Raw genomic sequence first — 10473 nt, 5'->3', positions numbered from 1 at the left:
CGAGCAGGGCGAGCAGCTGCTGTCGGTGTTCGACGCGCTGCTCTCGCCCCGGCGGAGGGTGGAGTTCCCGGCGGCGTCTGAGTGCGGGGAACCCCTCGCCCCTGCGCTAGGCGCCGACGGCTTCCCGTCAGTTGCCGACAGCGACGGCCACAGCTTCGGCGGCGCAATCAACGCGCTCGGAGACAGCGACAGCCGTGGACGAGCTGGAGCGGGAACCGCAGGCGGACGCCGAGGCCAAGAGGGGAACGGGTGCGGAGACGCTGACGGCGACGTTGAGGTTCCGTTGGTGGACCCGCGCTCGTTCGAGCAGCAGCGCATCGACGCGCTCACGATGGTCGTCCGCGCCTACGCCGAATCCCCCGACGCGCCCAGAAGCGGCGGCGAAGCCCCCACCGTCATCATCGTGACCACCACGGCCGGCATCGCCGGAACCGCGACCCGACCCGAAGACGTCCCCCACCTGGAGCGCACCGGGGAACCCATCCCACCCAGTGTCGCCGCGCAGCTGATGTGCGACGGGTTCATCCGCGTCGCGACCAGCAGCAGCACCGGGGAGATCCTCGACCTCGGCCGCAGACAGCGTCTCTTCACCACCGCCCAACGCCGAGCCATCGCCGTCCGAGACCGGCAATGCCGGGCACCCGGATGCAGCGCACCCGTGCGCTGGTGCGAAGTGCACCACGCCATGCCCTGGAGCGAAGGCGGACCCACCGACGCGAAACACGGCATCCTGCTCTGCTCCTTCCACCACCACGAAGTCCACCGCGGACGCCTCGCCCTCACCCACAGCAGCAAAGGGCGCTGGCACGTCGTCCCCGCGCTCGGACACCACGCCCCACGCAGAACCGCCCGCCGCCGCGGCTACACCACCAACAGCGCCCCAGCCGCCCGCCCAGCAATCAACCGAAGACTCTGAAACCACAGGCAGGGGACCCGGCAGCCGTGCCTCACGCGGTAGGCAGCGACTCCAACATCTGCTCCCAGGCGCGGTGGGCGCCGGGGCCGACGATCCCGAGCTGCGTCAGCACGACCACGCACTCCGATCGCGCGTCGTACACCTCCAGCGTGGACGTGGGACCATGCGGACCCCAGGACGTCACCAGCAAGCACGACCGAACGGCTGCGAGGTCGAGCTCCACGACCCCGTGGCCGAGCGAGACGACCAGCAGCGTCCGAATACGCTCCACAAGGTGCACCCGACCGGCGCTCAACTGCAGCACCGCCCTCGACGGCACACCGACGCACACCGGCAGCCCCACAGAACCCAAGTGCTCGAACACCGCCGCGACCAACGTCGCATCCACACGTCGACTGCTCCCAACGCGGCCAGCGCCCCGAACTTCACGAGCCGCGCCCGCACCACGACCGGTCAACGCCGCATGACGATCACGGACGCCCTCACCGAACACCGCATCAAGCTGAGCCAGCTGGTCTCCTTCGCGCCAGCCGGCATCCCCCAACGACGACAGCCGGACGTTCGCAAGCTGCACGTCACTCGGCCCGCGCGAACGACCGACACCGAAGAGAAGCTCCGCGTCTTCATCGGAATGCACGATCACACGGTGCACGAGGTCACCGTCACGGGAGAAGACAGAGAGGCTCGGCAGCGCACCCGCCCTCACGCCCGCACCCGGACGCGACCCGGTCGGCACCTCATCCTGCGCGACGACGGCCGCCCCCAGGAGCGACGGACGAAGCCGCAGCGTGATCCAGGCCGACGGCTGCATCAGGGCACCCCCGCAGGCATTCGGCAGGTCGTAGCTGCCGATCTGATGCATCGTGCACGCCTCGTTGCGCGTCGTCGCCGTGGCCGTGCCAAGGGCGACGAGCCCGCAGGCCAGCACCTCCGGCGTCAGCGCCACCTTCCGGAGCATCGTGTGCGGGGACGCGAGCAGTCGGTCCAGGGTCACAGCTCCGCGCTCGCCAACCCGCTCAGCGCGCCCGCCCGCAGCCCGCCCCCTGGCGACGCCACCGGGTCCACGCCGCCGGCGACGCGCACACGAGCAGTTCCCACCCGCCCCGCAGGCGTCACCCTGGCCCGCGGCGTCCTCCGCGGCAGCATCGGTCAGTACACGTCCCTCACGTAGCGCTTCTGGCGCTTCAGGGTGCCGACGTACTCGGCCGCCCCCTCTGCCGTCACACCCCGCTCACGAGCCACGACAGCATGCAGGGCATCGTCGACATCCCGGGCCATGCGCGAAGCGTCACCGCACACGTAGAAGTGGCCGCCCTCCTCGAGCCAGGCGTACAGTTCCGCGCTGTGCTCGAGCATCCTCGTCTGCACGTACACCTTCTCCGCCTGGTCGCGCGAGAACGCGAGGTCGAGGCGGTCGAGGACACCCCGCTCGCTGAGCCCGGTGAGCTCGTCTTCGTAGATGAAGTCGCTCTCGCGATGCTGGTCGCCGAAGAAGAGCCAGTTGCGGCCAGCCGCGCCTCGAGCCTCGCGCTCATGCAGGAACCCGCGGAACGGCGCGATACCGGTTCCCGGCCCGACCATGATCATCGGCGCGTCGTCGTCCGCGGGAACCCGGAAGGCGGCGTTCGGCTGCAGGAACAGGTGCACCGGGTCGGCGTCGCCGACACGATCGGCGAGGAACGTGGAGCAGACACCGCCGTACCGGCGGGCCTCGTTTTCGTAGCGGACCGACGCCACCGTGAGGTGGACGCGGTCGGGGCTCGCGAGGGGGCTCGACGAGATCGAGTACGCCCGGTGCTGCATCGGGCGCAGCAGCGCCGCGAACTCGTGCGCATCGAATGCGACCCCCTGCGCGGCCTTGAGGACGTCGAGCGTGTCCTTCCCCCACAGCCAACTGTCGAGCTGCGCCTTGTCGCCGCGCTGCACGAGCTCGGCGACGGCGCCGCTCGGCTCGCGCGCGGAGAGCTCCGCGAGCAGGTCCTTCGACGGTGCCGTGATGTCGAGCTCGCGTTCGAACGCCGTGCGCAGGCTGGACCCGTTCTCGAGCCCCTCGTCTCCCGAGAACCCGAGGTGTCCGAGCAGCTCGTCGACGAGCGCCGGCTCGTTGACCGGGACGACAGCGAGGGCGTCGCCCGCCGCATACGTGATGCCGCTGTCGCCGAGATCGAACTCGTAGTGGCGGATCTCCTTCGAGCTGCGAGGCCCGGAGAGCACGCGGTTCACCGCGAGACGCGACGGGTACGGCGTCTTCTTGTTCCAGGGGGAGCGCACCCGAGCGGGGGCGGCCGCGGCGGCGGGAGCCGGGGCTGCAGTGTTCGGCTGCAGCGCAGCGAAGTGCTCGACGACCTCGGCGATCCACGCGGCGGCGGTGTCCTCGTAGTCGACGTCGCAGTCGACGCGCTGCACCACCCGCGTGGCGCCGAGCTGCTCGAGGCGGGTGTCGATGAGCTTGCCTGCCTGGCAGTAGTCGTCGTAGCTGCTGTCGCCGAGCGCCAGCACCGCGAACTTCGCAGACTCGAGGCGCGGCGCACCGTCGGCGGAGAGCTCCTCCCAGAACAGCTCCGCGTTGTCCGGCATCTCGCCCTCGCCGTACGTGGACGTGACGACGACGATGTTGCGTTCGCCACCGAGCGCCTCGGGCGACACCGAATCGAGCGGGGCGAGCGTCGCGGCGAGACCCGCGCCTCGGGCGGCGGCCGCGAGGTCCTCGGCCACGAACTCGCAGTTGCCGGTCTGCGTGCCGATCAGGATCTCGAGGGTGAGCGTCGCCGACTGCACCTCCTTGTCGGCGGTCGGGATCGCGGCCAGACCCGCCATGAATCCGGAGAGCCAGGCCTGCTGCTCCTTGGTGAACGGGGCGTCGACCGGGATGAACGGCGCGCTCATGCCAGACCTCCGGCAGTCGTCGCGAGGCCTGCCAATGCGGCCGAAGGCTGCTGGCGCTTCTCCGTGACGACGAGGTCACGGGCGATGTCCACCAGCGCTGCGGACGCCAGGATCTCGTCGGTGCCCACCGACTCGAGGAGGCGGCGGTTCTTCACGTTCTGATGCATGATCCATCCCGTCGTTCCTGGCGCGTCGATGCTGCGCACGTTGCGCAGTCGGAGCGCGTCCTTGTAGTCCTCGAGGCGCTTGGCGGCGATGAGGGCTGCCAGCGCAGTGTCCTCGAAGCGCTCGAGCTCCCCGCGCAGGTACTTGTTGACACGCTGCATGACGAAGAAGTCCTCGGTGAGGATCAGCTTCCGCGCCGCATCCACCACCCGAGGGTCGTCGGGTCCGCTCGCATCCGGAACGCGCGTGAGCGCGATGCCCTGCGAGATGTTCAACACGGCGTAGGAGGCGAGCAGAGCGAACCGGTCGTCGCGGTCCGCTTCGGAACCACTCGGCGTGCGCCCGCCGATGACCGGGTGAGCGCCTCGGTAGGCCTCCTTGAAGAGGCGGATGCGCTGGGTCGCGATCGACGTCGAGAGCTCGTCGAGGAGCTCCTTGCGCCCCTTGGCCGCGAGGATCTCGTCTGCGTCCTGGTAGAGGAGCAGCGCGCGCGGCATGCCGCAGAAGAACCTGCTGCGCTCCGCCTCCCAGTCGCCGAGGATCCGCTCGGCGAGCGGAGACCCGGTCGCGTCGACGTGCCACTGCAGCAGGAGCTTGATGGCTGCCTCGTGGAAGTCCCCGTGGCTCGTGTCGGTGATGGGGAACACCAGCAGCGAATCGGCACTCACGTTGTCGCGCGTCGACCCGTCCGCGTCGTACTGGTAGACGAAGCCGCCGCTCATCCCGTTGCCGAGGCCCTTGCCTGCGCTCCCGAGGTTGAGCACCGCTCCGTTGGTCATGTACTCGCACCCGAAGTCGCCGATGCCCTCGACGACCGCCGTGGCCCCCGAGTTGCGCACCGCGAAGCGGTCACCGGCCTCGCCCTGCACGAACGTGCGTCCGCCGGTCGCACCGAAGAGGGCGAAGTTGCCGATGAGCACGTTCTCGCCGGGCTGCGAGCCCCCTCCACCGGGGGAGAGGATGACGATGGTGCCGCCGCCCTGGCTCTTGCCGACGCCATCGTTCGCGGTTCCGGTGTGCACGAGGCGCATGCCATCGTTGCTGAACGCGCCGTACGACTGGCCAGCCGACCCCTGGGTCGTGACGGTCACGCTGCCGTCGACGAGGGAGCGCCTGCCGCGCTCGTCCTCGACGACCGAGGGAAGACCTGCAACGGTCTCGGCGTCGAGCTCGTAGTTGAGCATCCGCTCGATGTCGATGGACAGCTGCCCACCGACGGACTTGAAGCGGTTGCCCATCTCGACGCCCTCGATCCGGACCTCGGGCTCAGCCCGCTCGACGAGCGCGGCCCGGATCTGTTCGACGAGCGAGTCGTCGATGCTGAAGTCCTTCTCGAGGTAGATGGGGTCGGCGACGATCTTCTCCGGCACCTTCGCGAGCATGTCGCGCACGTCGAGGTCGCCGACGCTCGCGGGGTGCGCGAGGAGCTGCAGCAGGTCGCCGCGGCCCCGCGCCTCGCCGAGCGAGCGGAGGCCGAGGGAGGCGAGGATCTCCCGCACCTCGTGGGAGATGTTGAGCAGATACTGCGCGAGCGCGCGCGGGTCGCCGTCGAACACCTCCGGGTTCGTCGTAAGCCCGGCCGGGCACTTGATGTTGCAGTTCTTGGCCATGACGCAGCCGAGCATCATGAGCGCCGTCGTGCCGAACTCGAAGCTGTCCCCGCCGAGGAGCGCTGAGGTCACGACGTCGCTCGCCATCTGGTGGGCGCCCGAGCAGCGCAGCACGACCTTCTGCCGGAGTCCGTTCGCGAGGAGCGCCTGGTGCACCTCGGCGACGCCGATCTCGGCCGAGCGGCCCGCGTACTTGAGGCTCGTGACGGCCGCAGCCCCCGTGCCGCCAGTGTTGCCTGCGACGTTGATGACGTCGGCACCCGCCTTCGCGACGCCCACGGCGATCGTGCCGATGCCCTCCGACGAGACGAGTTTGACGACGACGCGAACTCTCGCCGCCTTGCAGTCGTGGATGAGCTGGGCGAGGTCCTCGATCGAGTACGTGTCGTGGTGCGGGGGCGGGGAGACGAGCTCGACGCCAGGGGTTCCGCCTCGGGCCGCGGCGATGTCGACCGTGACCTTGGGGGCGGGCAGCTGCCCGCCCTCGCCTGGCTTCGCGCCCTGGCCGATCTTGATCTCGAGCTCTTGCAGCATCGGGTCGGCGAGGTAGCCGGCCCAGATTCCGAAGCGACCGGAGGCGAACTGCTTGATGCGGGAGCCGCGGATCGTGTTGTAGCGGGTGATGTGCTCGCCGCCTTCGCCGCAGTTCGACATGCCGCCGACCATGTTCGTGCCGTGCGCGACCGACTCGTGGGCCGTCGCGACGAGCGCCCCGTGGCTCATGGCGCCGGAGGCGAGCGTGCGCGCGATCTCGTGCGCCGGCTGCACGTCGTCGAGCGAGATGCTGTCCGGGGCCGTCCTCAGCAGGCTCAGGACGCTGGAGGTTCCGGGCGCCACCCGGACCTCGAGCCCCGCATCCGTCGCCGTGGTCTCGATGATGGTCCCGCCATCCAGTGCGGTGAGCACCTGAGCGAGTGCGTCGTAGCGTTCGGCTTCGCCGTCGAGGGGACCCGTCAACGTGAGCCGGTACAGCTCGTTCTCGACGCGTTCGATCTCGAGTCCGCGCACTCGAACGTCGCTGTTGCCGTCGAGCGAGAACCGGCTCAGCTCGCGCGCGAACTCTGAGGGCGTCGACGCGAGGCGGACGTCGGCGGGCAGCGAGAGCACGTCGCGCAGCGCGGAAGGCCGGCGCGTGCGCTCCTGGATCGTGTTGGTGACGAAGTCGCGGTAGCCGGGGGTGATCTCGAACGCGTCGATCTGCTCGGGCGTGAGCGCCCCGTACCCGCTGTACGTGTAGGCCTTGTCGTCGAGCCCGAAGGCGTCGCCGAGCTGGCCGAGCGTGAGGAGGCGCAGGGAGTCGTGGCCGGGATGCGGCTCGGCGGCGGCCTCGCTCGGTTCCTTCGTCGCGGCCGCGCCTGGCGACTCGAGGGCACGAGGCTCCTCAGTCATGTCGATGAATCCGCGCACCGCCGTGGTCCCGAAGGAATGGCCTGCACCTTCCTGGCGCTCCTTGAAGAGGCCGAGGAGCGGGATCTGCTTCTCGTCCGCGACGGCGACGGCGCGCTCGTGCCACTCGGCGACCGCGAGGGCGATGCGCTCGAAGCGCACCCCGCCGACGGGTGCCGCGAGGTGCGGGAAGTAGTCGGCGAGCACGGGGTCCTTCGTGTCGAGGTAGTTGGGCTCGAAGAACTCGCCGCCGATGTAGCTCTCGACCGTGCACAGGCCGACGCGACCCATCGTCTTCATGAGCGACTTCTCCGCCGCCTTCGCGAAGCGCGCGACCGCGAGGTCCGTCTCCGTGATCGTGTCGACGGATGCGGCACCGCTCGGGTAGCGCTCCTCCGCGCGCAGGCGCACGCAGAGCGGGTAGACGGCGGCCGCGCCGAAGCCCAGGGCCGACGCGATGTGGTGCGAGGAGGGCAGCTGCCCGGACTCGGCGATGATCGAGACCCGGAGCCTGAGTCCCTCTCGGATCAGCCGCTGGTTGACAGCCGCGATGACCAGGATGAGCGGGATGGCCGCCGCATCCCTGGACACGTTGCGATCCGTGAGGACGGCGATGCCGCCCTGTGTCCGCGCGAACTCGGTCACGGCGTCGCAAACGCCTTCGACTGCGTCGCGCAGCGATGCGGCGTTCGCCGCGGCGTCGCCCTGCGCTGGCGTGTAGAGGATCTCGAAGCGCTCGAGCGGTGCGAGGCGCTGCTCTCGGAGCGCGACCATGTTGAGGTGGCTGAGGATGGGCGAGGGCACGACGATCTGCCTCGTGCGGTTGCCGCCGTCCGGCTTCGCTCCGAGGGCCACGCGAAGCGTCATCCCGTCGGCTTCGCGGATGCTGTCGAGCGGCGGGTTGGTCACCTGCGCGAATCGCTGCGAGAAGTACTTCGCGAGGCCTCCCTCCTGGTCGGAGAGCGCGTTGATCGCGTTGCCGTAGCCCATGGCCGAGATGCGCTCGGTGCCGTTCGCGAGCATCGGGTCCATCATGAACTTGAAGCTCTCCTGGTTGAGCGAGTACGCGACGTACCGGCCGGCAGGGGAGAGGTCGCCGTCGTAGCCGAGCGTGGTGCTGCCTCGGGTGATCTCGGGGAGCTCGATGTCCTCGATGTTGACTCTGGCCGCTTCGAGCTCCGCGCTGTAGTCGCGGCGCGCGGCGAGCTGCTCGAGTGCCTCTCTCGTGCGGAAGCTGCGTCGCTGACGGTGGTCGAAGTACAGCATCCCGCCAGCTTCGATGCGGCCGCGGCGGATGATCGTGCCCGGGGCGAACTGGATCTGTCCCGCCTCGGAGCTCACGACGAGGTAGTCGTCCGTCTCGACGGTGCGCAGCGGCCGCAGGCCGAGCCGGTCGAGTCGGGTGCCGATGATGTCGCCGTTGCTGAAGACGAGGGCGGCCGGACCGTCGTTCTTCTCCTCGTACAGGGAGAAGAACTCGAGCATGTCGCGCACCTCGGGGGTCAGCGTGCGGTCGTTCTCCCACGCGGGCGGCATGGTCGAGACGACCGCCTCCACGAGCTCGAGGCCGTCGTCGAAGACGCGGCTCTGGAGGGTCTGGTCGAACCGGCTGCTGTCCGACTGGCCGGGCGGATGCACGATGACGCGTCCGCGGGCCGTCGCGAGGGCGTTCTCGGAGAGGCGGTTCTTGCGGTCGGTGTTGAGCTCGCCGTTGTGGGCGAGCATGCGGAACGGCTGCGCCATGCTCGGGTGCGGTTCCGTGTTGGTCGAGAAGCGCGTGTGGAAGAACAGCGTGCGCACCGACTGGCGTTCGTCGAGCAGGTCGGTGAAGTAGGGGATGACCTCGTTCGAGTTGAGGCGCCCCTTGAGGGTCTGCGTGCGCGCGCTCAGCGAGAGGGGGTACAGGCCCTGGAGCGAGGGGTCCGCGTATGCGATGCCCTCGATGTCGAGGAGCGCGGTGTTGGCTGCTGCGTCCATCTCAGCTCGGCTCCATCCCTCCGCGGCCTCGAACACCCACTGCACGATGGGCAGCTGGTAGTGGGCCGCGGCCGGGCGTGCGACGGATGGGTCGACGGGAACGTCGCGCACGAGCACGGGCTCGATGCCGTTCGCCCGCAACGTGCTCGAGATGAGCTCGTGCGCGGCCTCGAGCTGTGCCTCGTCGCTCGGCATGAAGAAGTTGCCGACCCCGAAGAGCCCGGCCGTGAGCTGCCGTCCCACGAGCGCGCTGAAGAACTCCACCGACAGGTCGACGTTGACGCCCGCGCCGTCCCCGACACCTTCAGCCGACATCCCCCCGCGGTGCGGGATCGCGCAGAGCGCCTCGTTGCCGAGGCGGATGACGTCGTGGTGCTGGACGCCGTCCTTCCGCGTGATGAAGCCGACGCCACAGTCGCTCTTCTCGAGCTCGGGACGGTACAGACCGGTGATTTTTTGCGACACGAAGATGCCTCCAGGGGACAGCAGCGAGGGGAAAGGCGACGCGAACACTGCAACGTTGGAGGTTTCGTCTGCGGGAGTCGGCACTTGGTGCGGTGCGAGCTTCCCAGCGGCAAAGCGGTATACGTACGGTAAGGGGTGCCTAAGCCTGATGCAAGGCCACGCGCCGTGCGCGCGCGTGATCGCTGACCCACCACCTGGTGGGGCGATGGGTACGATCCGGAGCACGCACCCGCGTCAGCACCGACAGGAACAGGCACGATGAGCACCATCTTCATCACCGGGACTTCCACCGGACTCGGCCGTGCGGCCGTCGAGCTCTTCTCCGCCAGGGGCTGGCGAGTGATCGCCACCATGCGGGCACCGGAGAAGGAGATGGAGCTCGGCGAGCTCCCGGGAGTGACGCTCAAGGGGCTCGACGTGACGGACCCGGACGCCATCGTCCGCGTCGTGGCCGAGACGCTCGCCGAGGAGCCCGTCGACGTCCTCTTCAACAACGCTGGCTACGGGCTCGCGGGCCCGTTCGAGGCCGCAACGGACGAGCAGATCGTCCAGAACATCGCCACGAACCTCCTTGGCGTCATGCGCGTCACGAAGGAGCTCATCCCGCACTTCCGTGAGCGCGGCGCAGGCGTGATCCTCACGACGACGTCCATCGGCGGCAAGGTCACGATGCCCTTCACCTCCGTCTCCCACGCCGCGAAGTTCGGCGCCGAGGGCTGGAGCGAGGGGCTCTCCTACGAGCTGGCTCCGTTCGGCATCCGGGTCAAGACCCTTGCGCCTGGCGGCATCCGCACCGACTTCGGCGGCCGCAGCCTCCACCAGACCGCTCACCCCGACTACTTGGAAGCGCTCATCCAGGCGACGTCGCGGTTCCGGGACCCGTCGCGCGACTCGACGCGCTCGTCCGCCGAGCAGGTCGCCCAGGCCGCATTCGACGCGGTGACGGACGGGACCGAGCAGATCAGCTACGTCGTCGGCCAGGACGCGCAGGAGTACCTGGGCATGCGTGAGCAGCTCGGGCAGGCAGGCTTCGTCTCGGCATCCACGAAGCGCTTCTTCGGCTGAAGC

At 69.4% G+C, this 10473-nt stretch carries 5 protein-coding genes; 2 read left to right on the top strand and 3 right to left on the bottom strand.

Translation table 11 applies throughout. From position 1 onward, the window contains the following. On the top strand, positions 1 to 916 hold a 916-nt coding region (locus tag C5C17_RS08565), incomplete at its 5' end, for an HNH endonuclease signature motif containing protein (RefSeq protein ID WP_219820489.1). Positions 917 to 947: 31 nt separating this feature from the next. Here C5C17_RS08565 and C5C17_RS18355 read toward each other — a convergent pair. The 3 genes from C5C17_RS18355 to C5C17_RS08545 all read right to left on the bottom strand — a co-directional run bounded on the left by C5C17_RS18355 (position 948) and on the right by C5C17_RS08545 (position 9405). Then, positions 948 to 1910, bottom strand: coding sequence for a hypothetical protein (locus C5C17_RS18355; RefSeq protein ID WP_146079114.1), 963 nt, complete (start codon positions 1908 to 1910; stop codon positions 948 to 950). 155 nt (positions 1911 to 2065) lie between these two features. Beyond that, the gene (locus C5C17_RS08550; RefSeq protein WP_104252927.1) at positions 2066 to 3802 is read right to left on the bottom strand and encodes a sulfite reductase flavoprotein subunit alpha; all 1737 of its coding nucleotides are present in this window, start codon (positions 3800 to 3802) and stop codon (positions 2066 to 2068) included. Continuing rightward, complete coding sequence (locus C5C17_RS08545; RefSeq protein WP_219820488.1) at positions 3799 to 9405, bottom strand: glutamate synthase-related protein; 5607 nt, start codon at positions 9403 to 9405, stop codon at positions 3799 to 3801. Before C5C17_RS08545 ends, C5C17_RS08550 begins: the two co-directional genes overlap by 4 nt. A gap of 258 nt (positions 9406 to 9663) precedes the next feature. On the opposite strand from C5C17_RS08545, the gene C5C17_RS08540 reads away from it, so the two are divergent. Beyond that, the gene (locus tag C5C17_RS08540) at positions 9664 to 10470 is read left to right on the top strand and encodes an SDR family oxidoreductase (protein ID WP_104252926.1); all 807 of its coding nucleotides are present in this window, start codon (positions 9664 to 9666) and stop codon (positions 10468 to 10470) included. The last annotated feature ends 3 nt before the right edge of the window (positions 10471 to 10473 follow it).

The organism is Pseudoclavibacter sp. RFBA6, from assembly GCF_002931575.1.
Taxonomy (GTDB): domain Bacteria; phylum Actinomycetota; class Actinomycetes; order Actinomycetales; family Microbacteriaceae; genus Pseudoclavibacter; species Pseudoclavibacter terrae.
The sequence above is the reverse complement of the archived record's forward strand: the minus strand, read 5'-3'. Positions and strand labels throughout refer to the sequence as shown.

Bases quoted from the DNA above. Each gene is read 5' to 3' on its own strand.
- C5C17_RS08540 (WP_104252926.1), top strand. From the start codon at position 9,664: ATGAGCACCATCTTCATCACCGGGACTTCCACCGGACTCGGCCGTGCG.
- C5C17_RS08550 (WP_104252927.1), bottom strand. From the start codon at position 3,802: ATGAGCGCGCCGTTCATCCCGGTCGACGCCCCGTTCACCAAGGAGCAG.